Source organism: Nocardioides sp., from assembly GCF_047606145.1.
Taxonomy (GTDB): Bacteria; Actinomycetota; Actinomycetes; order Propionibacteriales; family Nocardioidaceae; genus Nocardioides.
Genome location: NZ_JASGET010000129.1, coordinates 34,907 through 61,905, shown reverse-complemented (window position 1 = coordinate 61,905; position 26,999 = coordinate 34,907). Strand labels below are relative to the sequence as shown.

Annotated in this window: 26 protein-coding genes and 1 pseudogene; 24 read left to right on the top strand and 3 right to left on the bottom strand. The window is 70.4% G+C overall.

The window, feature by feature from the left end; genetic code table 11:
• From QM638_RS17230 to QM638_RS17145, 18 genes and pseudogenes are all read left to right on the top strand, one after another.
• Positions 1-306 (top strand): annotated as a pseudogene (locus QM638_RS17230) (homoserine kinase); the annotation flags it as partial.
• Positions 307-524: 218 nt separating this feature from the next.
• Positions 525-2,543: a transcription termination factor Rho gene (rho, locus tag QM638_RS17225; protein WP_415143871.1), complete on the top strand. Its 2,019-nt coding sequence runs from the start codon at positions 525-527 to the stop codon at positions 2,541-2,543.
• Between the two features lie 125 nt (positions 2,544-2,668).
• The gene (gene rpmE / locus QM638_RS17220) at positions 2,669-2,875 is read left to right on the top strand and encodes a 50S ribosomal protein L31 (RefSeq protein ID WP_415143869.1); all 207 of its coding nucleotides are present in this window, start codon (positions 2,669-2,671) and stop codon (positions 2,873-2,875) included.
• Between the two features lie 154 nt (positions 2,876-3,029).
• A complete protein-coding gene (prfA, locus tag QM638_RS17215) occupies positions 3,030-4,103 on the top strand; it encodes a peptide chain release factor 1 (protein WP_415143867.1) in 1,074 nt (357 codons plus the stop codon).
• On the top strand, positions 4,100-4,963 hold the full coding sequence (prmC, locus tag QM638_RS17210) for a peptide chain release factor N(5)-glutamine methyltransferase (protein ID WP_415143865.1): 864 nt from the start codon (positions 4,100-4,102) through the stop codon (positions 4,961-4,963). The genes prfA and prmC overlap by 4 nt, the downstream gene beginning before the upstream one ends.
• Positions 4,964-5,012: 49 nt before the next feature.
• Positions 5,013-5,921, top strand: coding sequence for an L-threonylcarbamoyladenylate synthase (locus tag QM638_RS17205; RefSeq protein ID WP_415143863.1), 909 nt, complete (start codon positions 5,013-5,015; stop codon positions 5,919-5,921).
• The gene (locus tag QM638_RS17200) at positions 5,921-7,081 is read left to right on the top strand and encodes a glycosyltransferase family 4 protein (RefSeq protein ID WP_415143861.1); all 1,161 of its coding nucleotides are present in this window, start codon (positions 5,921-5,923) and stop codon (positions 7,079-7,081) included. Before QM638_RS17205 ends, QM638_RS17200 begins: the two co-directional genes overlap by 1 nt.
• Positions 7,082-7,565: 484 nt before the next feature.
• The gene (locus tag QM638_RS17195) at positions 7,566-7,988 is read left to right on the top strand and encodes an ATP synthase subunit I (RefSeq protein WP_415143859.1); all 423 of its coding nucleotides are present in this window, start codon (positions 7,566-7,568) and stop codon (positions 7,986-7,988) included.
• Positions 7,985-8,845 (top strand): F0F1 ATP synthase subunit A, encoded by an 861-nt coding sequence (gene atpB / locus QM638_RS17190; protein ID WP_415143857.1) that lies wholly within the window; start codon positions 7,985-7,987, stop codon positions 8,843-8,845. The genes QM638_RS17195 and atpB overlap by 4 nt, the downstream gene beginning before the upstream one ends.
• A 70-nt stretch (positions 8,846-8,915) precedes the next feature.
• Positions 8,916-9,170 (top strand): F0F1 ATP synthase subunit C, encoded by a 255-nt coding sequence (locus QM638_RS17185; protein ID WP_415143855.1) that lies wholly within the window; start codon positions 8,916-8,918, stop codon positions 9,168-9,170.
• Between the two features lie 55 nt (positions 9,171-9,225).
• Positions 9,226-9,774, top strand: a complete 549-nt coding sequence (locus QM638_RS17180; RefSeq protein WP_415143853.1) for a F0F1 ATP synthase subunit B — start codon at positions 9,226-9,228, stop codon at positions 9,772-9,774.
• On the top strand, positions 9,774-10,583 hold the full coding sequence (locus tag QM638_RS17175; protein ID WP_415143851.1) for a F0F1 ATP synthase subunit delta: 810 nt from the start codon (positions 9,774-9,776) through the stop codon (positions 10,581-10,583). The genes QM638_RS17180 and QM638_RS17175 overlap by 1 nt, the downstream gene beginning before the upstream one ends.
• A gap of 76 nt (positions 10,584-10,659) precedes the next feature.
• Positions 10,660-12,300, top strand: a complete 1,641-nt coding sequence (gene atpA / locus QM638_RS17170; RefSeq protein WP_415143849.1) for a F0F1 ATP synthase subunit alpha — start codon at positions 10,660-10,662, stop codon at positions 12,298-12,300.
• Between the two features lie 9 nt (positions 12,301-12,309).
• Complete coding sequence (locus QM638_RS17165) at positions 12,310-13,242, top strand: F0F1 ATP synthase subunit gamma (RefSeq protein ID WP_415143847.1); 933 nt, start codon at positions 12,310-12,312, stop codon at positions 13,240-13,242.
• Between the two features lie 31 nt (positions 13,243-13,273).
• Positions 13,274-14,728: a F0F1 ATP synthase subunit beta gene (atpD, locus tag QM638_RS17160; protein WP_415143845.1), complete on the top strand. Its 1,455-nt coding sequence runs from the start codon at positions 13,274-13,276 to the stop codon at positions 14,726-14,728.
• Between the two features lies 1 nt (position 14,729).
• Positions 14,730-15,119, top strand: coding sequence for a F0F1 ATP synthase subunit epsilon (locus QM638_RS17155; RefSeq protein ID WP_415143843.1), 390 nt, complete (start codon positions 14,730-14,732; stop codon positions 15,117-15,119).
• Positions 15,120-15,138: 19 nt separating this feature from the next.
• Positions 15,139-15,582: a DUF2550 domain-containing protein gene (locus QM638_RS17150; protein WP_415143841.1), complete on the top strand. Its 444-nt coding sequence runs from the start codon at positions 15,139-15,141 to the stop codon at positions 15,580-15,582.
• A gap of 85 nt (positions 15,583-15,667) precedes the next feature.
• A complete protein-coding gene (locus QM638_RS17145) occupies positions 15,668-16,879 on the top strand; it encodes an MFS transporter (protein ID WP_415143840.1) in 1,212 nt (403 codons plus the stop codon).
• A 42-nt stretch (positions 16,880-16,921) separates the two neighbouring features.
• Here the strand turns inward: QM638_RS17145 and QM638_RS17140 are convergent, their stop codons facing one another.
• Both QM638_RS17140 and QM638_RS17135 read right to left on the bottom strand, forming a co-directional pair.
• Positions 16,922-20,086 carry an SNF2-related protein gene (locus tag QM638_RS17140; protein ID WP_415143838.1) on the bottom strand — a complete coding sequence of 1,055 codons (3,165 nt, stop codon included), beginning with the start codon at positions 20,084-20,086 and terminating at the stop codon, positions 16,922-16,924.
• Between the two features lie 102 nt (positions 20,087-20,188).
• A complete protein-coding gene (locus QM638_RS17135; RefSeq protein WP_415143836.1) occupies positions 20,189-20,782 on the bottom strand; it encodes a cob(I)yrinic acid a,c-diamide adenosyltransferase in 594 nt (197 codons plus the stop codon).
• A 109-nt stretch (positions 20,783-20,891) separates the two neighbouring features.
• Between QM638_RS17135 and QM638_RS17130 the strand changes: the two genes are divergently transcribed.
• The 5 genes from QM638_RS17130 to QM638_RS17110 all read left to right on the top strand — a co-directional run bounded on the left by QM638_RS17130 (position 20,892) and on the right by QM638_RS17110 (position 24,623).
• Positions 20,892-21,281, top strand: coding sequence for a hypothetical protein (locus QM638_RS17130; protein ID WP_415143834.1), 390 nt, complete (start codon positions 20,892-20,894; stop codon positions 21,279-21,281).
• 101 nt (positions 21,282-21,382) lie between these two features.
• Entirely contained in the window at positions 21,383-21,688 is a 306-nt protein-coding gene (locus QM638_RS17125) for an STAS domain-containing protein (RefSeq protein ID WP_415143832.1), read from the top strand.
• 88 nt (positions 21,689-21,776) lie between these two features.
• The gene (locus QM638_RS17120) at positions 21,777-23,873 is read left to right on the top strand and encodes a protein meaA (RefSeq protein ID WP_415143830.1); all 2,097 of its coding nucleotides are present in this window, start codon (positions 21,777-21,779) and stop codon (positions 23,871-23,873) included.
• Positions 23,874-23,894: 21 nt separating this feature from the next.
• The gene (locus QM638_RS17115) at positions 23,895-24,083 is read left to right on the top strand and encodes a hypothetical protein (protein ID WP_415143828.1); all 189 of its coding nucleotides are present in this window, start codon (positions 23,895-23,897) and stop codon (positions 24,081-24,083) included.
• 15 nt (positions 24,084-24,098) lie between these two features.
• Positions 24,099-24,623 (top strand): ferritin, encoded by a 525-nt coding sequence (locus tag QM638_RS17110; RefSeq protein WP_415143826.1) that lies wholly within the window; start codon positions 24,099-24,101, stop codon positions 24,621-24,623.
• 8 nt (positions 24,624-24,631) lie between these two features.
• Here QM638_RS17110 and QM638_RS17105 read toward each other — a convergent pair whose 3' ends face one another.
• On the bottom strand, positions 24,632-26,038 hold the full coding sequence (locus QM638_RS17105; RefSeq protein ID WP_415143824.1) for an MFS transporter: 1,407 nt from the start codon (positions 26,036-26,038) through the stop codon (positions 24,632-24,634).
• 102 nt (positions 26,039-26,140) lie between these two features.
• Between QM638_RS17105 and QM638_RS17100 the strand changes: the two genes are divergently transcribed.
• Entirely contained in the window at positions 26,141-26,995 is an 855-nt protein-coding gene (locus tag QM638_RS17100; protein ID WP_415143822.1) for a helix-turn-helix transcriptional regulator, read from the top strand.
• Positions 26,996-26,999: the final 4 nt, after the last annotated feature.

Here is a 26,999-nt window from a genome sequence, read left to right as displayed (position 1 = left end):
GCGGACGCCGGCCGGGCCGCGCTGCTGGTGGCGGCACTCGCCGCGGCGCCGGAGCAGCTGCTGCGCGCCACCCGCGACTTCCTGCACCAGGAGTATCGCCGGCCCGCCATGCCCGACTCGTTGGACCTGGTCGACGAGCTGCGTGCCGCCGGGTTCGCTGCCATCGTCTCGGGCGCGGGTCCGACGGTCCTCGCCTTCGGCACCGGCGTCGACTCCTCCTACTCCCTCGATCTGCTCGCCCGCTGCCCGGACGGCTGGGTGGCGCAGGCGCTCCGGGTCGACCTCGACGGCGCCCTGGTGGTGTGAGTCCGGGAGGCCGGGAAAGAGGCCGGTGGCTCGGAGTGTTACATTGGCGACGCGCCCATCGGCGCACTCCGGCAGGCTCACCTGCCGGGTTCTCTCCTTCGTCGTCCGAACGGGCGCGCGACACCATGTCGTAGGCCGCCGGCGCGGGCGATGAAGTTCTGACAAGGCACGCCGTCGACGTCGTACGTCGGTCGGCAGATACGTGGGAAGGACCTCACGTGACGGAAACCAGCGAATCCGCACCCGCCAAGCGGCGCGGCGGACTCAACTCCATGCTCATCGCGGACCTCAAGACGATGGCCGCCGGCATGGGCATCTCGGGCAGTGGCTCGATGAAGAAGGCCCAGCTGATCGAGGCCATCAAGACGGCACAGACCGCGCGGGCGTCCTCGGCCGCGTCGGCATCACCGGCGTCACCGGAGCGCTCGGCGTCGTCCCGGTCCCGGAGGGGCGCGGCCTCGCAGACCGGGGAGGCCGGGCAGACCGGGGAGACCGGGCAGCCCGAGGAGCCGGCCGCACGAAGCGGGCGGCAGCGGCGTGGCCGGAAGGCGTCGGCACCGCCGTCGGCGACGGACGAGGCGGGGTCCGCCCGTCCCGCGGACACCCAGTCGGCGGTGGTCGAAGGTACGCCGACCGAGTCCGCGCAGACCGAGACCTCCGCCGAGTCCCGGCCGCGTCAGCAGCGCCGGGCACGGCAGCAGAAGCAGGCGGCCGCGGAGACGACCGCGGGCGACCAGGCAGCCGCGGCGCAGAGTGGATCGGGTCAGGGCGGGTCGGGTCAGACCAGGGCCGCCGGGAACCAGAACGCGCGCAACGGCCAGGGCAAGGCCGCCCAGAGCCCGGCCAGGAACGACCAGGCCAGGAACGACCAGGCCCGGAACGACCAGGCCCGGAACGACCAGGCCCGGAACGACCAGGCCAAGAGCGCCGCCAACGAGGAGGCCAAGAACGAGGCCGCCGAGGCCGACGATGCCGACGGCGAGTCCGGCGGCCGCCGCAACCGGCGCCGTCGCGGCCGGGAGCGAGACCGCACTCGCAACGGCCGCAACGAGCCGGACACCATGATCCTCGAGGACGACGTACTGGTGCCCGCGGCCGGCATCCTCGACGTCCTGGAGAACTACGCCTTCGTCCGGACCAGCGGCTACCTGCCGGGCGCGGACGACGTCTACGTCTCGCTGTCGCTGGTCAAGAGGCTCGGCCTGCGCCGCGGTGACGCGGTGGTCGGCCAGGTCCGCCAGCCGCGCGAGGGCGAGCGCCGGGAGAAGTACAACCCGATGGTGCGCATCGACAGCGTCAACGGGGTGGACCCGGAGTCCGCCAAGCATCGCGCCGAGTTCGCCAAGCTCACTCCGATCCACCCGCAGGATCGGCTCCGGCTGGAGAGCGGCCCGGAGAACCTCACCGGGCGGCTGATCGACCTGGTTGCTCCGATCGGCAAGGGTCAGCGTGGCCTGATCGTCTCGCCCGGCGACGCGGGCAAGACCACCCTGCTGCAGCAGGTGGCCGGCGCCGTCACCAGCAACAACCCCGAGTGCCACCTGATGGTGGTCCTGGTCGGCGAGCGCCCGGAGGAGGTCACCGACTTCGAGCGCTCGGTCAAGGGCGAGGTGATCTCGTCCACCTTCGACCGGGCGCCGGCGGATCACACCATCGTGGCGGAGTTGGCGATCGAGCGGGCCAAGCGTCTGGTCGAGCTCGGCCATGACGTCGTCGTACTTCTCGACGGCATCACCCGGCTGGGCCGGGCCTACAACCTGGCCGCCCAGGGCCATGCCTCGGCGGGGTCCGCTCCGGTGGCCGGCCGCGCGCTGGCCGGCACCGTCGACTCGGCCGCGCTCTATCCCTCCAAGCGGTTCTTCGGCGCTGCCCGCAACGTGGAGAACGGCGGCTCGCTGACGATCCTCGCCACCGCCCAGGTCGAGTCCGGGTCGGTCACCGACGAGCTGATCCTCGAGGAGTTCGACGGCACCGGCAACGCCGAGCTCCGGCTGCGCCGGGAGTATGCCGAGAAGCGGATCTTCCCGGCGCTCGACCCGATCGCCTCGGGCACCCGATACGAGGAGCAGCTCATCGGTGAGGCCGAGCTGGCCCTGCTGCGCAAGGTACGGCGAGCCGTGGCCGAGCTGGGGGCCGAGGAGGGTCTGGTGCGGCTGCTGGCGCGGTTGCGCGCGACCCACACCAACGTCGAGTTCCTGACCCGGGTCCAGCAGGTCGCCGACGACGCGGTGCTGTGACGGCGCGGGCCGAGCAGGAAGATTTCTGGTCCGGCCCGCGTTCACCGTATGCTCACGCATCGGCTCCGGTTCACGTCCCCGCTCCAGCGGAGGCGACCCGGCGCCCAACGATCGAGAGGAACCTCATGAAGCCCGACATCCACCCTGACTACGTGCTCACCCAGGTCACCTGCACCTGCGGGAACACGTTCGAGACCCGCAGCACCAAGACCGGCGGCGTCATCCGCGCCGAGGTGTGCTCGCAGTGTCACCCGTTCTACACCGGCAAGCAGAAGATCCTCGACACCGGCGGCCGAGTGGCCCGGTTCGAGGCCCGCTACGGCAAGAAGTAGCACCGTCCGAGCGCCGGCCCCCGCCATGATGCGGGGGCCGGCGTGCGTGCTTCCTGCGCAGAACTGGCACTTCCTGCGCGGTGCAACACGCAGGAAGTGCCAGTTTCACCGGTGAACCGGTGAAACCGTCCCCGGCCCGGATCGAGGTGAGCAGATGTTCGAGGCAGTCGAGGGGCTCGTCGAGGAGCACGCCGAGCTGGAGAAGCGGCTCGCCGAGCCGGAGACCCACGCCGACGCGCGGCTGGCCAAGCGGCTCAACCAGCGCTACGCCGAGCTGTCCGCGATCATCGGCGCCTGGCGGGAGTGGCGGCAGCTCGGTGACGACGCCGAGGCGGCACACGAGCTGGCCGGCGAGGACGAGGTCTTCGCCGCGGAGGCGGACGAGCTCACCCAGCGCCGCGAGCAGGCCGAGGAACGGCTGCGGCGGCTGCTGGTGCCGCGGGACCCGGCCGACGACAAGGACGCCATCCTCGAGGTGAAGTCCGGGGAGGGCGGGGAGGAGTCGGCGCTCTTCGCCGGCGACCTGCTGCGGATGTACACCCGGTTCGCCGAGACCCAGGGCTGGCGGGTGGAGATCCTCGACGCCACCGGCTCCGACCTGGGCGGCTACAAGTCGGTGACGGTGGCGGTCAAGGCCAAGACGACCTCCGAGCCGGGCCGGGCGCCGTACGCGCTGTTGAAGTTCGAGGGCGGGGTGCACCGTGTCCAGCGGGTGCCGGTGACCGAGTCCCAGGGTCGGGTGCACACCAGCGCGGCCGGGGTCCTGGTGATGCCGGAGGCCGAGCCGATCGACGTGCAGATCGACGAGAGCGACCTGCGCATCGACGTCTACCGCAGCTCCGGCCCCGGTGGCCAGAGCGTGAACACGACCGACTCGGCGGTACGGGTCACCCATCTCCCGACCGGGATCGTGGTCTCGATGCAGAACGAGAAGTCCCAGTTGCAGAACAAGGAGCAGGCGCTCCGCGTGCTCCGCGCCCGGCTCTTGCAGGCCGCGCAGGACGCGGCCGACGCCGAGGCGAGCGACGCCCGCCGCAGCCAGGTGCGCACGGTCGACCGCTCCGAGCGGATCCGTACCTACAACTTCCCGGAGAACCGGATCTCCGACCATCGCACCGGCTACAAGGCCTACAACCTCGACCAGGTGCTCGACGGTGCCCTCGGGCCGGTGCTCGACTCGGCGGTCGAGGCCGACCTCGAGGCGCGGCTCGCGGCGCTGGAGTCATGACCCGTCGCGAGCTGCTCGCCGAGGCCACCGCCCGGCTGCGCGCCGCGGCCGTGCCCAGCCCGGAGCACGATGCCGCCGAGCTGCTCGCCCACGCGCTCGGGACGGAGCGCGCGAGTCTGGTGCTGGTCGAGGAGGTGCCGCCCGCGACGCGGAGCCGGTACGCCGACCTGATCGCCCGCCGGGCCGCGCGGGAGCCGCTGCAGCATCTCACCGGGACCGCCCACTTCCGCCACCTCGCCCTCGCCGTCGGCCCGGGCGTCTTCGTGCCACGGCCGGAGACCGAGCTGCTGGCCGGCTGGGCGATCGAGCAGGCCAGCGCGGTGGCCGGTACCGGACGGGCGCCGGTGGTCGTCGACCTGTGCACCGGCAGCGGTGCCATCGCGGCGAGTCTGGCCGACGAGCTGGCCGAGGCACGGCCGGCGCCGCTGATCCATGCCGTCGAGCTGTCCGAGGAGGCGTTCGCCTGGGCCGAGCGCAATCTCGCCGGCACCGGGGTCGACCTGCGTCAGGGAGACTTCGCCACCGCCTTCCCCGAACTCCTCGGGACCGTCGACGTGGTGGCCTGCAACCCGCCCTACGTCCCGTGGGAGGCCTGGGAGTCGGTGGCCCCCGAGGCCCGCGAGCACGACCCGGAGATGGCGCTCTTCTCTGGCCGGGACGGGCTCGACGCGATCCGCGCGCTGGAGCGCCGTGCCGCCGAGCTGCTGCGCCCCGGCGGCGTACTCGGCGTCGAGCACGCCGAGGTCCAGGCCGCATCCGTGCCGGCCATCTTCGGCGCGTCGGGCCGGTGGTGCGCGGTACGCGATCATCAGGACCTGGCAGGGCGTGCACGCTTCACCACCGCGCGACTGGCACGATGAGGGTTGACGCGATCGCCGTGCCCGGCGGCGCGGGCAGGAGAGGAGAGGCGTGAGCACCCGATATCCCACCGCCACCGAGGAGGAACGCGAGGCCGCCATCGAGGCGGCGGCCGAGGCGCTCCACGACGGCGAACTCGTCGTCCTTCCCACCGACACCGTGTACGGCCTGGCGGCGGACGCCTTCGACAAGGGCGCGGTCACCCAGCTGCTGGCCGCCAAGGGCCGCGGTCGGGAGAAGCCTCCACCGGTGCTGATCGCCAACGCCGCCACTCTCGACGCGTTGGCCACGCGGGTGCCGGACTGGGCCCGCACCCTGGTGGAGAAGTTCTGGCCCGGACCGCTCACCATCGTCTGCCACGAGCAGGCCTCGCTGCAGTGGGATCTGGGCGAGGCCCGGGGCACCGTCGCGATACGCATGCCGGACCTCAAGCTCACCCGTGACGTCATCGACCGGGTCGGGCCGCTCGCGGTCAGCTCGGCCAACACCACCGGCGATCCGGCCGCCACCGACGCCGAGGCGGCCGAGGAGATGCTCGGCGACAAGGTCGAGGCGATCCTCGACGGGGGTACGGCGTCCGGGGGAGTGGCCTCGACCATCATCGACGCCACCGGTGAGGAGCCCAGGCTGCTCCGGCTCGGCGCGATCGGCGTCGCCCGGCTCAACGAGCTGCTCGCCGAGCACGACCTCAAGCTGCTCATCGAGGATCCCGACGACGAGGCCGATGAGGCCGATAAGGCCGACGAGAGCGATGAGGTCGACGAAGTCGACGAAGACCTCGACGCCGAGACGGACGCAACGGACGCGACGGACGCGACCGACCAGGCTGAGGACCAGACCGACGCCGAGACCGACGACCAGAACGACGACCAGAACGACGACCAGAACGACGACCAGAACGACGACCAGAACGACGACCAGACCGTCTCACTGACCAAGCAGGACGACGGCGACGCCTGATGCGTGCCTACCTGCTGGTCTTCCTGGTCGCGGCCGTGGTCAGCTACCTGCTGACCGTGATCGCCCGGGAGATCGCCCTGCGCACCGGTGCCGTGGCCCGGGTGCGTGACCGGGACGTGCACGCCGAGCCGGTGCCCTATATGGGCGGTCTGGCCATGCTCGGCGGTCTGGTCGCGGCGTACCTGGTGGCCCGCAAGCTCCCCTTCCTGGCCGACGCCTCCTACGTGGTGCACGACACCGGGGTGGTGATCCTGGCCGGCGCGGTGATCTGTGTGGTCGGCATCATCGACGACATCTTCGAGCTGGACGCGCTGACCAAGCTGGGCGGGCAGATCCTGGCGACCGCCGTGCTGATCGCCTTCAACGTGCAGTACATCTTCTTCACCCGGCCCGATGGGGTGCAGTTCTCCTTCGAGGACTCCCAGGGCGCGCTGCTGACCGGCCTGGTGGTGGTCGCCACCGTCAACGCGGTCAACTTCATCGACGGACTGGACGGCCTCGCCGCGGGTGTGGTCGGGATCGGCGCGGTCGCGTTCTTCCTGTTCTGCTACGAGCTGACCCGGTTCAACGACCTGAGCCGCGCCACCACCGCCGCGCTGCTGAGCGCCGCGCTGGCCGGGGCCTGCGCGGGCTTCCTGATCCACAACTGGCACCCGGCCCGGCTGTTCATGGGGGACAGCGGCTCGATGCTCATCGGCCTGGTGCTCTCCGGCAGCGCGGTCAGCCTGTCCGGGCAGTTCACTCCGACGGATCTGGCCGAGGGAGCCCGCGGATCGCAGGCGAGCCTGTTGCCCACGCTGCTGCCGGTGCTGCTGCCGGTGATGATCCTGGTGGTCCCGCTCGCGGACCTGGTGCTCGCGGTGGTCCGCCGCACCCGGGCCGGGCGGTCGCCGTTCTCGCCGGACAAGCAGCATCTGCATCACCGGCTGCTGGAGATCGGCCACTCCCAACGCCGTGCGGTGCTGATCATGTGGCTGTGGGCCGCGCTGGTCGGCTTCGGGTCGGTGTTCGCCAGCCTCTACACCGGGCCGGCGATGTGGGGCGGCCTGCTCGCCGCGGTGGTGGTCACCCTGGTGCTCACCTTCCTGCTGCCGGCCTACCGGAGCCGGCGCCCCGTGCCGGCTCCGGACGAGCTGGAACGATCAATTTCTTCGCCGTGAAGCGCTTGTGATAGCTTTCACGAGCCATCGGACGATCGCTCGTCCCGGTGGCCGACCCCACACCTACACCACAGAAACGGCCGCCGATGTTGACGACCGCTCAGAGCGCCACCCGGCCCGGGCCAGACCGGGCGATCTGGGGTGGCGATCGCTGTGATACGTTGCGGTCGAACGTCGGGGCGACGTCCACATCTGCTGCGCGCGGCGCGTCCGATGCGTGGGGCCTTCCAGATACCGATCGGTTTCGATGCCAGACCAGCGAGCTGACCAGCAACTGCGAGGCCGAGATCTACTCGGTCTCGGAGGTCTCCTGGTGGGCTGCGTGGTCGGGTGTACGGCGCTCGGGCTGCTCGTCGACCATCTCACCGGACTCGCACCACTGGGCGCGGTTCTCGGCGTCGCCGTCGGGATCGTGCTCGCTTGCGTCGGTTTCGCGATGCGGGTCGCGCGGGCGTTTCGAGACACGTCGGAGTGAGGTGACATCGTGACCAACGCAACCCCGGAGGGCAGTGACCTTCCCCAGGCGAGCATCGGCCGTGTCATCGTCGACCAGCGCAAGATCGAGCTGATCGCCCTCGGTCTGATGATCTTCAGCCTCTGGTTCTACCAGCTCGGCTCGTGGGTGCTGCCCGGGTGTCTGGCGGCCGGCATCCTGCTCGGACTGCTCAACCATCTCGCCACCGAGTACTGGCTGCTCAAGGTGATCTCCAGCGGCCGTACGCCGACCCGGGCGGAGCTCACCCGCGCCACCATCGTGCGGCTGTCCATCCTCGCGGTCGTCGCGGTGGCCATCGCCGCGTTGTTCTGGCCCGACGGCATCGGGGTGCTGCTCGGCCTGGCCATCTTCCGCCTCATCGCCCTGGTGATGACCACCCTCCCGTTGCTGAAGGAGCTGAAGCATCAATGAGCGGCCTGCTGCCCCTCGAGATCGACATCCACCCGGGCGAGCACCCGGAGTGGCACGTCCTCGGCATGACCTTCAACGCCGACACGATCTGGAACACGCTGATCGCGGGCGCGATCGTGGTGGCGCTCGGCCTGCTGCTGCGCCGGCAACTGGTGCGGCGACGTGAGGACAACGTCCCGACCAAGCTGCAGCTGCTGTGGGAGACGATCGTCAAGGAGGTGCAGACCCAGGTCGAGGACAACCTCGGCTTCGTGCACCCGTTCGTGGTTCCGCTCGCGGTGGCCCTGTTCTTCTTCATCCTGATCGCCAACTGGCTGGAGATGATCCCCAGCAAGACGAACGACGACGCGACCCAGATCTTCGTGGCGCCGACCTCGGACACCAACCTCACCTATGCGATGGCGATCCTGGTGATCGTCGGGGTGTGGGTCTTCGGCATCCGCCAGCGCGGCGCCAAGGAGTACTTCAAGCACTTCGTCGGGCAGAGCATCTTTCCGGACAAGAAGGGGATCGACATCCCGATCCGGGTGGTCTTCACCTTCCTCAACGTGCTCGAGGAGCTCATCAAGCCGGTCACGCTGGCACTGCGACTCTTCGGCAACATCTTCGCCGGCGGGATCATGATCGGCCTCATCGCCGGTCTGGTCGCCTGGAAGATCGGCCCGGCCCCGCTCGGTGGTGTGCTCGCGTTCCTGAGCACCATCGCGTGGAAGCTGTTCGACATGTTCATCGGCCTGATCCAGGCGTTCATCTTCGCCCTGCTGACGGTGCTCTACTTCGGCATGGCGGGTGGCGGTCACGGTGACCACGACGAGGAGAGCGCCGAGCACGGCACCACCCCCGAACCAGCGGCCTGAGCCCCGGCTCGGTCCGTTCCAAGAGGTACATTCCACGCGTCGGACCCCGACGCAGAACCAAGGAGAGACAGTGGCAGACATTGATTCGGCTATCAAGACCGCCGGCGCCTTCATCGGCGGCGGGCTTGCGCTCGGCGGCGGCGCGATCGGTGCCGGCGTCGGTGACGGCCTGGCCGGTTCGTCGTACATCCAGGGCGTCGCCCGTCAGCCGGAGGCCCAGGGCCGCCTGCAGACCATCTTCTTCCTGACCGTGGGTCTGGTCGAGGCGATGTTCTTCATCAACCTCGCCTTCATGGCCCTGTTCGTCTTCGTCCTGGGTAAGTGACCGGGCCCCGACCGGGGCCCGCACGACCCGTACTAGACAAAGGACCAAGAGGTAGATGAGCACCTTAGTGAGCGACCTGAACCCGCTGGCGAGCAACTTCCTCGTGCCCAACGGCACGTTCATCGTGGAGTTGATCGCGTTCGTGGTCATCGTGCTCCTCCTGGCCAAGTACGTCATCCCGCCGATCAACAAGGCGATGACGGCGCGGCAGGAGGCGATCCGGCAGCAGTTCGCCGACCTCGACCAGGCGAAGGAGGACGCGGTCTCGGCCCGGGACGAGTTCCAGTCCCAGATCGCCGATGCGCGTCGCGAGGCCGCCCAGATCCGCGAGGAGGCTCGCGAGCAGGGCGCGGCGATCATCGCCGAGATGCGCGAGCAGGCTCAGGCGGAGGCGTCCCGCATCGTCGAGCACGGCAAGGCCCAGATCGAGGCCGAGCGCCAGCAGGCCGTCGCCTCGCTGCGCACCGAGGTCGGCAGCCTGGCGACCGGCCTGGCCGGCCGGATCGTGGGCGAGAGCCTCGAGGACGACGCTCGGCAGAGCCGGGTCGTGGAGCGCTTCCTCTCCGAGCTGGAGTCCGGTACGCCGGCGGGCGGTGTGAACTGATGGACTTCCGCGGAGCGTCGGCCGAAGCCGTCGCGGCCCTGACCGACCAGCTGGTCGACCAGTTGGCCGGCGACCGGTCCGCGGCCGACAAGGCCGCCGGGGCGCTGTTCTCGGCGGCGCAGACCTTCCGCACCGAGCCCGCGCTGCGCCGCTACGCCACCGACACCACGGTGCCCGGCGAGGCGAAGGCCGGTCTGGCCACCGAGCTGTTCACCCGGGTGGACCAGCCCGCTGCGGTGGCGGCGCTGGCGGAGGCGGCGTCGCGTCGTTGGACCCGCAGCACCGATCTGCCGGACGCGGTCGAGCGGCTCTCCGAGGTCGCCGCGATCTGCTCCGCCTCCGACGGCGAGCGCCTGTCCGCCGAGCTCTTCGAGCTGCGCCGGGTGGTGGATCACTACCCGGACCTGCGCGACGCGCTCTCCGACCCGACCCGGACCGTGGGGGACAAGGCCGGCCTGTTGGACTCGCTGTTCGCGGGCAGGTTCCAGGACGCGACCCTGCGGCTGGCCAAGCAGGCGCTGGCCGGCTCCTACGGCACGGTGCCGGCGGCGCTGTCGTCCTACCGCCGGCTGGCCGGGGAGATCCACGGCGAGAGCGTCGTCACCGTCCATGTGGCCGCGCCGCTGAGCACGGACCAGGCGGAGCGCCTGAACGGCGTGCTCTCGCGGCAGTACGGCCGCGCGGTTCACGCCGACGTCGTCGTCGACCCGACCCTGATCGGCGGCGTCCGAGTCGAGGCCGGGGACGAGATCGTCGACGGAACCATCGCCAGCCGCCTCGACGACGCTCGCCGACGGCTGGCCGGCTGAGTCTCGACCAGAGCTCGACCACCGAAGAGCCCGACCACCGAAGAACTTGAAGGAACGAGAGAGAAGGCATCAGCAGATGACGGAGCTCACCATCCGTCCGGAGGAGATCCGCGACGCACTGCAGAAGTACGTCGCCGAGTACAAGCCCGAGGCCGCGAAGACCGAGGAGGTCGGCGTCGTCGCCCAGACCGCCGACGGCATCGCGCGCGTCAGCGGACTGCCCTCGGCGATGGCCAACGAGCTGCTCGAGTTCGAGGACGGCACCCTCGGCATCGCGCTGAACCTCGACACCCGCGAGATCGGCGTCGTCATCCTCGGTGACTTCGACAAGATCGAGGAGGGTCAGGCCGTCCGTCGGACCGGCGAGATCCTCTCGGTCCCGGTCGGCGACGGCTACCTCGGCCGGGTGGTGGACCCGCTCGGGAACGCCATCGACGGGCTGGGCGAGATCGAGACCACCGGTCGCCGTGCCCTGGAGCTCCAGGCGCCGACGGTGATGCAGCGCAAGTCGGTGCACGAGCCGCTGGCCACCGGCATCAAGGCCATCGACGCGATGACCCCGATCGGGCGTGGCCAGCGTCAGCTGATCATCGGCGACCGGGCCACCGGCAAGACCACCATCGCCATCGACACGATCATCAACCAGAAGGCGAACTGGGCCTCGGGCGACCCGACCAAGCAGGTGCGCTGCATCTACGTCGCGGTCGGCCAGAAGGGCTCCACCATCGCCTCGGTGCGCGGTGCCCTGGAGGAGGCCGGCGCCCTGGAGTACACCACCATCGTGGCCGCTCCCGCCTCCGACAGCGCCGGGTTCAAGTACCTGGCGCCGTACACCGGCTCCGCCATCGGCCAGCACTGGATGTACGACGGCAAGCACGTCCTGATCGTCTTCGACGACCTGACCAAGCAGGCCGAGGCCTACCGCGCGGTGTCGCTGCTGCTGCGTCGTCCGCCGGGTCGTGAGGCCTACCCCGGTGACGTCTTCTACCTGCACTCCCGGCTGCTGGAGCGGTGCGCGAAGCTGAGCGACGACATGGGCGCCGGCTCGATGACCGGCCTGCCGGTCATCGAGACCAAGGCGAACGACGTCTCGGCGTTCATCCCGACCAACGTCATCTCCATCACCGACGGCCAGATCTTCCTCCAGTCCGACCTCTTCGCGGCCAACCAGCGTCCGGCCATCGACGTCGGCGTCTCGGTCTCCCGCGTCGGCGGCTCGGCGATGACCAAGGCGATGAAGGCGGTCACCGGCTCGCTCAAGGTCGAGCTCGCGCAGTACCGTGCGATGGAGGCCTTCGCGATGTTCGCCTCCGACCTGGACGCCGCCTCCCGGCAGCAGCTCGACCGGGGCCAGCGGCTGATGGCGCTGCTCAAGCAGCCGGCCTACTCGCCGTACCCGCTGGCGGAGATGACCGTCTCGCTCTGGCTGGGCACCTCCGGTCGTCTCGACATCGTCCCGACCGTGGACGTGCTCAAGTTCGAGCAGGAGTTCCTCGACTTCTTGCGCAACTCGCACGAGGGCATCCTGTCCGTCATCCGGGAGACGACGAAGTTCGAGGACTCCACCGAGTCGGAGCTGGCCGCCGCGTACGACCACTTCCTCGGCGAGTTCCAGACCTCCGACGGCGGGTTCATCCGGGCCGGTCACGAGGAGGCGACCCCGCTGGCGGACGAGGACGTCGAGCAGGAGCAGATCGTCAAGCAGAAGCGGGCGTGAGGTCCTCGCATGGCTGTGTCATTGCGCGAGTACCGCGCGCGGATCAAGTCGACGGAGTCGATGAAGAAGATCACGCGCGCGATGGAGCTCATCGCCGCGTCGCGGATCATCAAGGCGCAGCAGCGGGCGAATTCGGCTGCGCCCTACGCCCGTGAGCTGACCCGGGCGGTCTCCGCGGTGGCGACGTACTCCAACGTCGACCACGCGCTGACCACCGAGCCGGAGTCGGCCACCCGGGCTGCGGTGCTGGTGGTCACCAGCGACCGTGGTCTGGCCGGCGCCTACTCCTCCAGCGCCATCCGGGAAGCGGAGTCGCTGGTGGAGAAGCTGCGTGGCGAGGGCAAGCAGGTCGACCTCTACATCTCCGGCCGCAAGGGCGAGGCCTACTACAAGTTCCGCGGTCGCCCGGTGCGGCGATCGTGGACGGGGCACTCCGACCAGCCGACCTACGAGGTGGCCAAGGAGATCGGCAGCACGCTGATCGAGGTCTTCCTCGCCGGCGCGGCCGAGGCCGGATCCGAGGCGAGCGCGGTCGGTGTGGACGAGGTGCACGTCGTCTACACCCGGTTCGAGTCGATGCTGGTGCAGGCCCCGACCGCCGTCCGGCTGCTGCCGCTGGAGGTCGTGGAGGGCGAGACCCGACCCGAGCCGGGCGAGGTCCTGCCGCTGTACGAGTTCGAGCCGTCCGCCGAGGCGGTCCTGGACGGGCTGCTGCCGCAGTACGTGGAGAGCAGGGTCTTCTTTGCCCTGCTGCAGGCCGCCGCCTCCGAGCTGGCCGCCCGACAGAAGGCGATGAAGTCGGCCACCGACAACGCCGACGAGCTGATCAAGAAGTTCACCCGGATCGCGAACCAGGCACGCCAGGCCGGCATCACCCAGGAGATCAGCGAGATCGTGGGCGGCGTGAACGCCCTCGCCGACGCCAGCTCCGCGAACGACTGACCCCTACCGGAATCTGAGAAGAGTGAGTGACATGACTGCAACGGTTGAAGAGACCGCCGGTACGGCGGCCGCCGGGGCCGCCGGGCGCATCGCCCGGGTCATCGGTCCGGTCGTCGACGTGGAGTTCCCCGTCGACGCCATGCCCGACATCTACAACAAGCTCGAGGTCGACGTGACCCTGGGCGGCGAGACCAGCGTGCTGCCGCTGGAGGTCGCCCAGCACATCGGCGACGGCGTGGTCCGCGCGATCTCGCTGAAGCCGACCGATGGGCTGGTGCGCGGTGCCTCGGTGCGCGACACCGGCGGACCGATCACCGTGCCGGTCGGCGACGCGACGCTGGGACACGTGTTCAACGCGACCGGCGACGTCCTCGACGTACCGGCCAGCGAGCTCCAGGTCACCGAGCGGTGGGGTATCCACCGTAAGGCGCCGGCGTTCGACCAGCTGGAGTCGAAGACCCAGATGTTCGAGACCGGGATCAAGGTCATCGATCTGCTGACCCCGTACGTCCAGGGCGGCAAGATCGGCCTGTTCGGTGGCGCCGGGGTGGGCAAGACCGTGCTCATCCAGGAGATGATCGCCCGGGTGGCCCGTGACCACGGTGGTGTGTCGGTCTTCGCCGGGGTGGGGGAGCGGACCCGTGAGGGCAACGACCTGATCGTCGAGATGGACGAGGCCGGCGTCATCGGGCAGACCGCCTTGGTGTTCGGTCAGATGGATGAGCCGCCGGGTACCCGGTTGCGGGTGGCGCTGTCGGCGCTGACGATGGCGGAGTACTTCCGCGATGTGCAGAACCAGGACGTGTTGCTGTTCATCGACAACATCTTCCGGTTCACCCAGGCCGGTTCGGAGGTCTCCACGCTGCTGGGCCGGATGCCGTCGGCGGTGGGGTATCAGCCGAACCTGGCCGACGAGATGGGCACGCTGCAAGAGCGGATCACCTCGACCCGGGGTCACTCGATCACCTCGATGCAGGCGATCTACGTGCCCGCCGACGACTACACCGACCCGGCGCCGGCCACCACGTTCGCTCATCTGGATGCGACCACCGAGCTGTCGCGTGACATCGCCTCGCTGGGTATCTACCCGGCGGTGGATCCGTTGACCTCGACCTCGCGGATCTTGGACCCGCAGTACATCGGTCAGGCGCACTACGACTGTGCGATCCGGGTCAAGCAGATCCTGCAGCGCAACAAGGAGCTGCAGGACATCATCGCGATCCTGGGTGTCGATGAGCTCTCCGAGGAGGACAAGATCATCGTGTCTCGGGCTCGCCGGATCCAGCGGTTCTTGTCGCAGAACACCTACGTGGCCAAGCAGTTCACCGGCATCGAGGGCTCCACGGTCCCGGTCGCGGACACGATCGAGGCGTTCAACAAGATCGCCGACGGCGACTACGACCACGTGGCCGAGCAGGCCTTCTTCATGTGCGGCGGTCTGGACGACGTCGAGCAGAAGTGGGCTGAGATCCAGAAGAGCCTCTGAGATGGCCGAGGCACTGCACGTCGAGCTGGTCGCGGCCGACCGGACGGTCTGGTCGGGTGAGGCCACCCAGATCAGCGCCCGCACGGTCGACGGCGATCTGGGCGTCCTGCGTGGCCACCAGCCGCTGCTCTCGCTGCTCAGCCCGAGCGTGGTGGAGATCAGCGGGACGAACGAGAAGGTGATCGCCTCGGTGGACGGGGGATTCATCTCGGTGGCCAACGACCGGGTCTCGGTGCTCGCCGAGCACGTCTGGCTGGGCGGCGAGATCGATGCCGCCCAGGCCCGCGCCGAGCTCGACGAGGCGAAGACGGCGGCCGGTGCGAGCGCCGAGTTCGATCCCGCCGTACGGTTGGCCCAGGCCCGCGTCGACGCGGCGGCGAAGGCATCCTGAGGCGAGAGGGCAGACCTGGATGGCGCTGTGGGAGTGGCTGCTGGAAGCAGTAGGCGTTCTCCTCGCGCTGGTCGTGGTCTATGGCGTGGCCCTCATGGTGCGCCGACGCGTCATCGCTCGCCACGGCGGCACGTTCGAGCTCAGTCACCGCGTCCGGGGTGGACACCCCGGACGCGGTTGGCTTCTCGGGCTCGGGCGATACTCCGGATCCACCCTGGAGTGGTTCCGGGTCTTCTCCCTCGATCCACGTCCGAAGAGGATCTGGGAGCGAGCACAGCTCACCTTCGTCTCCAGCCGTACGCCGGCCGGCCTGGAGCAGATGTCGCTCTATCCCGACCATGTCGTGGTCGAGTGCCGCTCCGGTGCTCGTAGCGTCGAGTTGGCGATGTCGGAGTCGTCCCTGATCGGCTTCCAGGCCTGGCTCGAGTCGCGCAACCCGGGCACCGACTGGAGCATCAAGTAGCCGGGTCAACGGCGTCTCATCGGCCCTTCGCGGCGTCGTCCTCGCTGATTCGCGGGCCGGCTCCCCTCCCTGATTCGATGGTGCCATGAGCAGCGCCCTTCGCTCCGCGCGGACCGGATCGGCGATGGTCTTCGCCGCCAACGGGGCACTGTTCGCCTCGTTCGTGTCGCGGCTGCCCGACATCCGCTCGGCGCTGGCGCTGTCCAACGGCGGCCTCGGTCTGCTGCTGCTGTGCGCCGCCGCGGGTTCGGTGGCCGCGCTCCCGTTCGCCGGCCCGGTGGTGACCCGCTTCGGTCCCACCGTGGTGGTGCGGGTGGCCACCGTCGTGTGTGCCACGGCGCTGTTCCTCGCCGCGGTCTTCGTCGTCACCGGGGTGGTCTGGCTGGTGGCGGTCATGCTCGCCGGATACGGCTGCACGATGAGCACCTGGGACGTCGCGATGAACGTGGAGGGGGCCGAGGTGGAGCGGCGGCTGCGCCGCACCACCCTGCCGCAGCTGCACGCCATGTTCAGCCTCGGCTCGGTCGCGGGCGCGTTGGTGGGGGTTCCGATGGCCGCCCTGCAGCTCCCGCTGCCGGTCCATCTGGCGGGCGCGGCGGTGCTGGTCACGGCGCTCTCCCTGTCCGGGACCCGTGCCTACCTCGCCGAGCGTCCCCGCCCGGCGTCCCAGGCCCCGACCGAGCACGGTGAGGCCGCCCGCCCGGGTTCGGGCCGGTCCGCGTTCGCTGCCTGGCGGGAGCCGCGGACGGTGCTGCTCGGGGTGATGGTGTTCGCCTTCGCGGCGGTCGAGGGCAGCGCGAACGACTGGCTGACCCTGGCGGTGATCGACGGCTACGACACACCGCACTGGGTCGGGGTGGCGGCGTACTCCACGTTCGTGGTGGCGATGACCCTCGGCCGCCTGCTCGGCGCGCGGGCGGTGGACCGGTTCGGGCGGGCGCCGATGCTGTGGGGCTGCACCGTCTGCGCCTTCGTCGGCATCCTGACGGTGGTCTACGGCGGTCGGCTCGCGCTGGCGTTCCCCGCGATCGTGGTCTGGGGCATCGGCGGTGCGCTCGGCTTCCCGGTCGGGCTGGGCGCCGCCGCCGACGACGGTGCCCGGGCGGCCGCCCGGGTCGGGGTGGTGTCGACGATCGGGTACACCGCGTTCCTGGCGTTCCCGCCGCTCCTCGGCGCCCTCGGCGACCGGGTCGGGACCCTCGACTCGCTGGTCGTCATCGCCTGCCTGATGCTCCCGGCGGCGATCACCGTGACCGCCGCCCGGCCGCCTCGGGTGGCGGACTCGCTGGTCCGCTGACCGGACCGGGTCGTCCGCCGACCCCCGGCGCGGTCCGGGCGGTCAGTGGTCGAAGAGGCGGCGGATGTCGTCGGCGTCGATGGCGGTGCTCATCAGGCCCTCCCCGTCGACCACCCGGGCGAACAGCTCGGCCTTGCGACCCTGCAGCTCCATCACCTTCTCCTCGATGGTCTCGGCCGACACCAGCCGATAGACCATCACCTTCTCGGTCTGTCCGATCCGATGCGCGCGGTCCACCGCCTGGGCCTCGGCGGCCGGGTTCCACCACGGGTCCAGGACGAAGACGTAGTCGGCCTCGGTCAGGGTCAGCCCGACGCCGCCGGCCTTGAGCGAGATCAGGAACACCTGTGCCGCACCGGTGCGGAACCGCTCCACCACACCCTCGCGGTCCCGGGTGGCACCGTCCAGGTAGGTGAGCTCGATGCCGGCCTCCTCCAGCCGGCGCCGCGCCCGATCGAGGAAGGTGGTGAACTGGCTGAACACCAGCGCCCGGTGGCCCTCGGCGGTGAGCTCGACCAGATGGTCGAGCAGGACGTCCAGCTTCGCCGAGCCGACATGGTCGTGCTCGGCGTCGACCAGCGCCGGGTCGAGGGCGAGCTGGCGCAGCCGGGTGATGGCGCTGAGGATGGCGACCCGGTTCCCGTCGAAGTCGTCGAGCAGCCGGAGGATCCGCTGGCGCTGCTTGGCGAGATGGGCGTCGTAGAGCCGGCGGTGGCGGGCGGAGAGCTCGACGGTGAGCACCTGCTCCTGTTTGGGCGGGAGGTCGGCGGCGACCAGTTCCTTGGTACGGCGCAGCAGGAACGGCCGGATCCGGGTGCGGAAGCGGGCCAACGCGAGCTCATCGCCCTGCTTCTCCACCGGTGTGACCACCTGCTGCCGGAACGTCTTGGCGGAGGGGTAGAGCCCCGGCGCGACGATGGAGAGCAGGGACCACAGCTCCATCAGCCGGTTCTCGAACGGCGTCCCGGTCACCGCCAGCCGGAAGGGTGCCTCGATCCGGCGGACGGCGGCGTACGCCTTGCTCTGGTGGTTCTTGACCTGTTGGGCCTCGTCCAGGATCAGTCCCGCCCACTCCTGGCCGCCGAACTGATCCTGCTCCAGACGCAGCATCGCGTAGCTGGTGACCACGACGTCGCTTCGGGCGGCGATCGCGGCGACGTCGTCCACCCGCCGCTGGACCATGCCGATCCGCAGACCGGGGGTGTGCCGGGCGGCCTCGCTCCGCCACGCCGGGACCACGCTGGTCGGCGCCACCACCAGGAACGGACGGGTGCCGCCGGCCGCCTTGGCGCGAGCGATGGTGGCGAGCACCTGCAGCGTCTTGCCCAACCCCATGTCGTCGGCGAGGATCCCACCGAGGCCCTGGTCGTGGAGGAAGCTCAGCCAGGCGAAGCCGTCCTGCTGGTAGGAACGAAGCGTGGCGGCCAGGCCGGTCGGGACCGGCCTGGGGATCTCGACCAGGTCGCGCAACGCCTGGGCCTTGGCCACCCAGGCGGCGGCCTGCGCGTCCACCACGCCCAGCTCGGCGAGCTCCGCCCACACGCCGAGGTCGTGCTTGCCCACCGAGAGCCGGTCGCCGTCGCGCTCGCGCAGCTGCGCGGCGGCGGCGACCACCTCCCGCAACCGGGCGAGCTCGGGCCGGTCGGTGCTCAGATACAGCCCACTGGGCAGGAGGAGGAAGTCCTCCTCGCGGGTGAGCGCGGCCAGCACGTCGGGCAGCGGCACCTGCTCGCCGTCGACGCTGACCACCACCTCCAGGTCGAGCCAGTCGGTGTGCTCGGGGCCGTCACCGCTCACCTCGAAGCTGATCTGCGGATCCTCGAGGCTCTCCCGGAAGTCGGGACGCTCGACCTCGACGACCTCGAGGTCCTTGACCTCGCGCAGCGCCGGCAGGTGGTGGATGGCGAGCTCCAGCGCGTCGCCGTGGGCGCGGGTGGAGACGGTGAGCAGGTGGCGCAGCGAGTCGGGGATGCGGGCGCGCAGCTCCCGCTCGGCATCGGGGTCTCGCACCAGGCCGAGATCCTCGCGGGAGCCCAACCCATAGCTGCGCGGGCCGTAGGCCCACTCCCAGTGCAGCTCGGCGCGACTGGCCGCGCGCCAGGTCACCCTCAGCCGCAGCATCGGGGGAAGGGGCTCCGGCACCGGGACCGAGTCGTCCGGCGAGTCGATGCTCACCAGTCGGGCCAGCGGGCCGAGGAGCGGCTCGAGGCGGTCGGTGTCGGTGAGCGGCACCCGCAGCGGGTCGCGGTCGATCACCAGTCGTCTGGCGTGGTCAGGCAGCGGCTCGGCGAGCCGGCCGACGACCAGGACGCCGGCACGGAGCAGCGCCACGCTGTGCGCCGGTCGCCCGATCGGCAGCACCGGTGGGCCACTGAGCAGCTGATCGTCGTACCGGACGCCGAAGCGGAGCACGGTGCCGTCGTCCTCCCGAGACGCGGCGCCGGCCCAGGACAGCGGCTCCTCGGCGAGCCGGACCTCCCGCAGGCCGGTGCCGGGCAGGAAGGTCACCTCCGCCTCCGCGGCGGCGCTCAGCAGGCGCACCAGATGATCGCCGAACTCGTCGGCCGGCACGGCCATGGCGCCCACCGAGTAGCCGTACGGCGGAAGTGCCCGGGCGAGCTCCTTGAGCGCGGCGACCTGGGCACGGGGGAAGTCGTGGCCCGGGGTCGCGCGCTGGATCGCCGACCACTCCGCGCCGGTCTTCACCCAGCGGCCGCGATGGCCCAGCCGGAGCGGGCGAAGCCGCAACCCGGGTGCGGAGTGGGCACCGAGGCCGGTCCGGGTCGACTCGACCTCGAACTCCACCGCGAGCGGAGCCAAATGGTCCTCGGGACCGAGGTCCTGGGCCAGTTGATCGAGCAGCGCGCGCAGCCGCGCCTCCCAGTCGGTGCTCGCGGCCGGGTCCTCGCGCGGCGCCGCCAGGGTGAGCGCGAGCGCGGCGCCATGCTTGCAGTCCGCATGCACCGGGCAGCTGCAGGTCGTCACCAGCCAGGGTCCGCTCTCGTCGCTCTCGAAGGTGAGATTGACCCGGTACGGCGCCGGCCTGGTGCCTTGGACATCGGCCGAGGCGGTGAGGAAGGAGCTCTCCATCTCGGTGATCCTCATGCCGGAGACCCGACCCTCGGCGGCGTAGCCGCGGGCACGATGAAGGGTCAGCGGGTCGAAGGCATCCCGCAGCACCTCATCGGTGAGCTGGTCCAGGATCACGCCATGGATTCTGTCAGGCTCCGCCCACAGAGCGGAGTCGGCGGGACCGGTGGCCCGGAGACCGCTCGGACGATCTCCCACCGACCCCTGCCCCAGCCGGGCTCAACGCTCGCCGCCGGGCACCCACAGCACGTCGCCGGCGCCGCGGTTGGCGTAGCGGGCCAGGATGAAGAGCAGGTCCGAGACACGGTTGAGGTAGGTCAGCGCCAGCGGGTTCATCGTCGCGCCGTGCACCTCGTAGGCCGCCCAGGCGGCCCGCTCCGCACGTCGCGCGACGGTCCGCGCGACGTGCAGATGGGCGGCGGCGACGGTGCCGCCGGCGAGGATGAAGGAGCGCAGCTTCGGCAACGGCTCGTTGAACTCGTCGCACCAGGCCTCGAGCCGGTCGATGTAGCTCTGCTCCACGCGCAGCGGCGGGAACTCGGGGTCCGCGACGATCGGCGTGGACAGATCCGCGCCGACGTCGAAGAGGTCGTTCTGGATCGTGGTGAGCACCCGCACCACGTCCGCATCCAGCCCGTCGCCCTCGGCGGCGGCCGCCGCCTGGGCGAGTACGACGCCGATGGCCGCCCCGGTCTCGTCGGTGGTGGCATACGCCTCCAGCCGCCGGTCGGTCTTCGCCGTCACGCTCATGTCGCCGAGCCGGGTCTCGCCGGCGTCGCCGGTACGGGTGTAGATGCGCGTCAGGTTGACCATGGGCCGAGCCTACGGCCGTCGACGTCCGCCGCGGCGAGGCGCTCGAGAATCGCCGGTGGCGATCGTGGAGGGGTCGGGCACAGGCCTAGGGTCCTATGAGGAGAGGCGAATGGCATCGCTCCGTACCGGGTGGCGTGAGGCGCTGGTCTCGATGGTGTCCGTGCTCGGCACCTGGTACGCCGCCTGCCGGGTCGAGCGCGCCGCCGGGCTCGATCTCGACGTGGTCATGCTCGCGACGGTCCTGGCGCTCACCCTCGATCGCGTGGCGTCTCGTGAGGGGACGGTCTCGCGGGGTCACCTGTTGCTCCGACTGCTGGCGCTTCCCGTCGTCGTGCTGGCCGCCGCCGAGGCGGCCCTGGTCGCGGCCGATGCCGCGATCGCCGGCGTCGCGGCCGCGCTCACCACGAGTATCTGGCGGCGACTCGGCGGCTCCTCATCGGCGTCGGCGCCGAGATCCGTGTCGAGATCTGCGCCGGAATCCGCGCCGAAAGCAAGATGAGACTGGAGTGGTGCAACCCGATCGCGTGGTTCGCGCGTCATAGTTGTTGGTAGCGGACGTCTCATCGACGTACGCGGTTAGCGATCTCGGTGGGGGCCGACATGGACATCGCCACAGACGGACAGACGCTCAGGCTGAGCGGAGAGCTCGACGCGCGCACCACCTGGAAGGTGCGTGCCGCCATCCATGACCATCTCGACGCGGTCGAGGGCGACGCGGTCGTCGACGTCACCGAGGTGCGCGCGGTGGACCTGACCGCGCTCCGGGTGCTGGCCTTCGCCACTCGGAGGGCACATGCCGAGGGTCGGCGGCTGACGCTGCGCGGCTGCTGCCCGGCCGTCCGCCGGATGCTGCACCTCTCCCGGCTCTACCCTCGGGTCGAGGTGGAGAACGGCCTGATCGCCTGATCGAGGCCGTCTGTCCAGCGTCGGTGACGTGGCATTTTCCACATCACAGACGGTTACCAACCCGTAACCAGCGGCCTAGTCTCGGGCCATGAGCGACACACAGCCCGAGTCCGGCCCGGGCCCGGATCCGGCGCACGAGCGGCGCGCGACCAAGGACCGGCCGTGGGTGATGCGCACCTACGCCGGGCACTCCACGGCGGAGGCCTCCAACGCGCTCTACCGGACGAATCTGGCCAAGGGGCAGACGGGGCTCTCGGTCGCCTTCGACCTGCCGACCCAGACCGGCTACGACCCGGACAGCCCGCTGGCCCGTGGCGAGGTCGGCAAGGTCGGCGTACCGGTCCCGCACCTGGGGGAGATGCGCAAGCTCTTCGATCAGATCCCGCTGACCGAGATGAACACCTCGATGACCATCAACGCGACCGCGATGTGGCTGCTGGCGATGTACCAGGTGGTCGCCGAGGAGCAGAACCCGGGCGTCGACCCGGAGGAGGTGGCGGCCCAGCTGGCCGGCACCACCCAGAACGACATCATCAAGGAGTATCTCTCCCGCGGGACCTACGTCTTCGGGCCGGAGCACTCGCTGCGGCTGATCAGCGACGTGATCGCCTACACCGTGCACCACATCCCGAAGTGGAACCCGATCAACATCTGCAGCTATCACCTGCAGGAGGCCGGAGCGACGCCGGTCCAGGAGATCGCCTATGCGATGTGCACGGCGATCGCCGTGCTCGACGCGGTCAAGGCGTCCGAGCAGGTCAGCGAGGACGACTTCGGCAAGGTCGTCGGCCGGATCTCGTTCTTCGTCAACGCGGGGGTCCGCTTCGTCGAGGAGATGTGCAAGATGCGCGCCTTCGTCGAGCTCTGGGACGAGCTCACCCGGGAGCGCTACGGCGTCACCGACCCCAAGATGCGCCGGTTCCGGTACGGCGTGCAGGTCAACTCGCTCGGCCTGACCGAGGCCCAGCCGGAGAACAACGTGCAGCGCATCGTGCTGGAGATGCTCGCGGTGACGCTCTCCAAGAACGCCCGTGCTCGCGCGGTCCAGCTGCCGGCCTGGAACGAGGCCCTGGGCCTGCCTCGGCCCTGGGACCAGCAGTGGTCGCTGCGGCTACAACAGGTGCTCGCCTTCGAGTCCGATCTGCTGGAGTACGACGACCTGTTCGACGGATCCCCGGTGGTCGAGGCGAAGGTGCGCGAGCTGGTCGACGGCGCGAAGGCGGAGATCGATCGCGTCCAGGCGATGGGCGGTGCGATCGCCGCCGTCGACTCCGGCTACATGAAGTCGGAGCTGGTCTCGAGTCACGCCCGTCGCCGCGCCGCCATCGAGGCCGGGCAGGAGACCATCGTCGGGGTCAACCGCTTCGAGACCACCGAGTCCTCCCCGCTCACCGCCGACCTCGACGCCGCGATCATGGTCGCCGACCCGCGGGCCGAGCAGGCGGCCATCGAGTCCGTCCGCGCCTGGAAGGCGGCGCGGGACGAGGCCGCGGTGAGCAGCGCCCTGGACGCATTGGCGGCGGCGGCCAAGACCCGTACCAACCTGATGTCGGCGACGCTGGCCGCGGCCCGGGCCGGCGCCACCACCGGCGAGTGGGCCCAGACCCTGCGCGACGTCTTCGGCGAGTTCCGCGCGCCCACCGGCGTGGCCGGCGCGGTCGGAGTCACCGAGGCCGGTGAGGCGCTGGCGCAGGTGCGGGAGCGGGTACGTCGGACCGGAGCGGAGCTCTCCGGCTCGCCGGAGGGACGACTGCGACTGCTGGTCGGCAAGCCCGGTCTCGACGGACACTCCAACGGTGCCGAGCAGGTGGCCGTGCGTGCCCGAGACGCCGGCTTCGAGGTCATCTACCAGGGCATCCGGCTCACCCCGGAGCAGATCGTGTCGGCCGCGGTCGCCGAGGACGTGCACTGCGTGGGGCTCTCGATCCTCTCCGGCTCGCACATGGAGCTCGTCCCCGCGGTGCTCGACGGACTGCGGTCCGCCGGCGCCGGCGACATCCCGGTGATCGTCGGCGGCATCATCCCGGAGTCCGACGGCCGGCGGCTGCTCGAGCTCGGGGTGGCGGCCGTCTACACGCCGAAGGACTTCGGGCTCACCGAGATCATGGCCGGCATCGTCGAGGTCATCCGGACGGCCCACGGCCTGGCGGAGCGATCCTCGAGCGGATCGGGCAGCGGTAGGTAAGCCTAACCTCTCGCTGCTACCATGCCTGCCGTGGGCAAGAAGAAGCTTCCGAAGACCGAGTGCTGCGTCTCGAAGAGCCGCTGCGGGCGGTGTCCGATTCGGATGCTCAAGGAGGGAACCCTGCCCAAGGGGTATACGGTCAAGAAGCGGAAGCTCGTCAGCCTTGACGGCAGCAAAGTGACCAAGAAGCGGCTCTCCAAGGCCGCCTGATCCCCAGGAGCCCGGATGCCAGCCGATCGCTTCGTAGCCCAGCTCAACGTCCAGGTCGGCAACGAGTTGGCCTCGCACAACCAGTATCTGGCCTGCGCCGCCTACTACGAGGCGCTCACCCTGCCGCAGATGGCCGCGTTCTTCTACCGCCAGGCGGCCGAGGAGCGCGACCATGCCCTGATGATGGTCAAGTACCTGCTCGACACCGACGCGAAGGTCGAGATCCCGGCGATCGAGGCCGTCGAGAACGACTTCGCTGATGTGGTCGCCCCGGTCGCGCTCGCTCTGGCGCAGGAGAAGAAGGTCACCGACCAGGTCCACCACCTCTACCGGATCGCGCGCGAGGAGACCGACTTCGCCTCCGAGCAGTTCATGACCTGGTTCGTGCGTGAGCAGGTCGAGGAGGTCTCCACCATGAGCGACCTGCTGGCGGTGGTCACCCGGAACAAGAACGACCTCGAGCAGATCGAGGAGTACGTCGCCCGGGAGGGTGCTCCGGAGGACGGCGATCCGACCGCTCCGCCGATCGCCGGCGCCTGAGCCTCCGCTCAACGCCGGCGCGGCTCCAGGAGCCGGGTGAGGGCGGCGATGACCAGCATCACCGCGGCCAGCAGGTAGGCGGTGCCGGCGAACCCGTCGGGGTCGGCCTGGCTGAGGTAGAGCGACCCGACGACCGCCGAGCCGAGTCCCAGGCCCGCCTGCTGGGTGGTGATGATCAGCCCGCTGCCGAGTCCGGCCAGGTGACCGTCGACCCCGCCGAGCACGATCCCCATCAGCGGTGGCATCACCAGGCCGAGGCCGAGGCCGGCGACCACCATCGGTGCCACCTGGTCGCCGAGGGTGAAGGCACCGTCGGTGTGCGCGACGGTCCAGCCGACGGCGGCGTACCCGAGCACCGCGATCAGCGAGCCGACACTGAGCACGCTGGCGCCGTACCGAGGGACGAGCCGGCCGGCGACCAGCGAGGCGCCCAGGAACGCCAGCGACATCGGCAGCAGGCTCACCCCGATCCGCAGGGGTGACATGCCGGCCGCCTGGGCGACCAGCGAGTAGATGAACATGAACCCGCCGAAGGCGACGAAGAAGGGTGCCGCGATCAGCAGGCCGACCCCGATGCTGCGGAAGCGGAACAGCGGCAGCGGGATGAGCGGCAGCCCGCCGTGTCGCCCGAGCCTGTCCTGCCAGGCGACGAAGGCACCGCCGACCGGCAGCACGGCCGCCAGGCAGATCCAGGTCCAGGTGGGCCAGCCCAGCGCACGGCCCTCGGTCAACGGCAGGATGAGCAGCGTCATGGTGGCACCGAGCAGGCCGGCACCGGTCAGGTCGATGTCGGTGCGGTGTGGCGCCTTGGTCTCCGGCAGGTAGCGCACGATGCCGATCAGGACGATCGCGGTCACCGGGGCGTTGACCCAGAAGATGGCGCGCCAGCCGACGGGGGAGTCGGTCAGCAGGCCGCCGACCAGGAACGCCAGGCTGGTGGCGATGCCGGCGGTCGCGCCGAACCAGGCGATCGCCCGGCTGCGATGCTCGCCATCGGTGCTGGCGTGGATCGTGGCCAGCACCTGCGGCATGGCGAAGGCGGCCGCGACGCCCTGGAGGACGCGGGCGCCGACGAGCTCGCCGGGGGTCTGCGCCACCGAGCACAGCAGACTGGTCAGGGCGAAGAGGGTCAGGCCGGCGACCAGGGCCCGCTTGCGGCCGTAGGAGTCGCCGAGCCGGCCGCCGATCACGACGAGCGAGGCGTAGACGACGCCGTACGCCGCCACCACCAACTGGAGCATGCCGGCGGAGGCGCTCAGGTCCTGGCCGATCTCACCGAGCGCGACGTTGACGCTGAAGAACGACATCACCGGGACCATCACCGCGGTCAGCGCGGCGGTGAGGGCGACCGGATGCATCCGCCGCGGCTCGAGGCGCGCGTCGTCCTGCTCCGAGAGAGTCATTTCTGCGGTCATGTCGACCATCGTGGATCGACCGGTGTCCTGGTGGTGAGAGCCTGGTGATCCTGGTACTGAGAGTGACTGGATACGCCCTCCGGTAAGGGGCACTATGGGGGAGTGACCACGCGTCGAGGCGAGCTCGCCGACTTCTTGCGCACCCGTCGGGAACGGATCGCTCCCGAGGACGTCGGCCTCCCTGCGGGCGGGCGGCGTCGAACCCCGGGGCTTCGCCGGGAGGAGGTGGCGCTGCTGGCCGGCGTGGGGGTGACCTGGTACACCTGGCTCGAGCAGGGACGTGACATCAACGCCTCGGTGCAGGTCCTGGAGGCGATCGCGCGGACCCTGCGGATGGACAACCAGGAGCGTTGGCACCTCTTCGAGCTGGCCGGGGTGACGATCGTGCCGCCGGCGGCCACCGAGTGCCAGCTGCTGGGTGGCATCGGCCAGGAGATCCTCGACCAGCTCGACCCGTTGCCGGCCGTGGTCCTCTCGCCGCGGTCGGACATCCTCGGCTACAACCGCGCCTACAACCGGATGGGTGGCGATCTGGACTCGATGGAGCCGGGGGAGCTCAACCAGATCTGGCTGTTCTTCACCCACCCCTACTGGCAGGACCTGTGTCGCAGCGCCGACCGGGAGCGCGCCGCGGCCTACATGGTCGGCTCGATGCGGACCGCCGCGACCCAGCATCTCGAGGACGTCACCTGGGACCGGTTCATCCGTCGGCTCCGGGAGGCGTCGGCGGAGTTCGACGAGCTGTGGCGACGCCACGACGTGGCCGATCTGGCGACGCCAGCGAAGAACTTCAAGTCCCCGGTCGGGGAGCTTCGTCTCCAGATGACCCGGATGACCATCGGCACCCGCGGACTGACCCGGATGAACGTCTACTCCCCACGGGACGAGGAGACGCGGGCACGGCTGGTCGAGCTGGTGGCCTACGACGCCGAGCAGAAGCTGCGCGCGGTCGGCTGAGCTG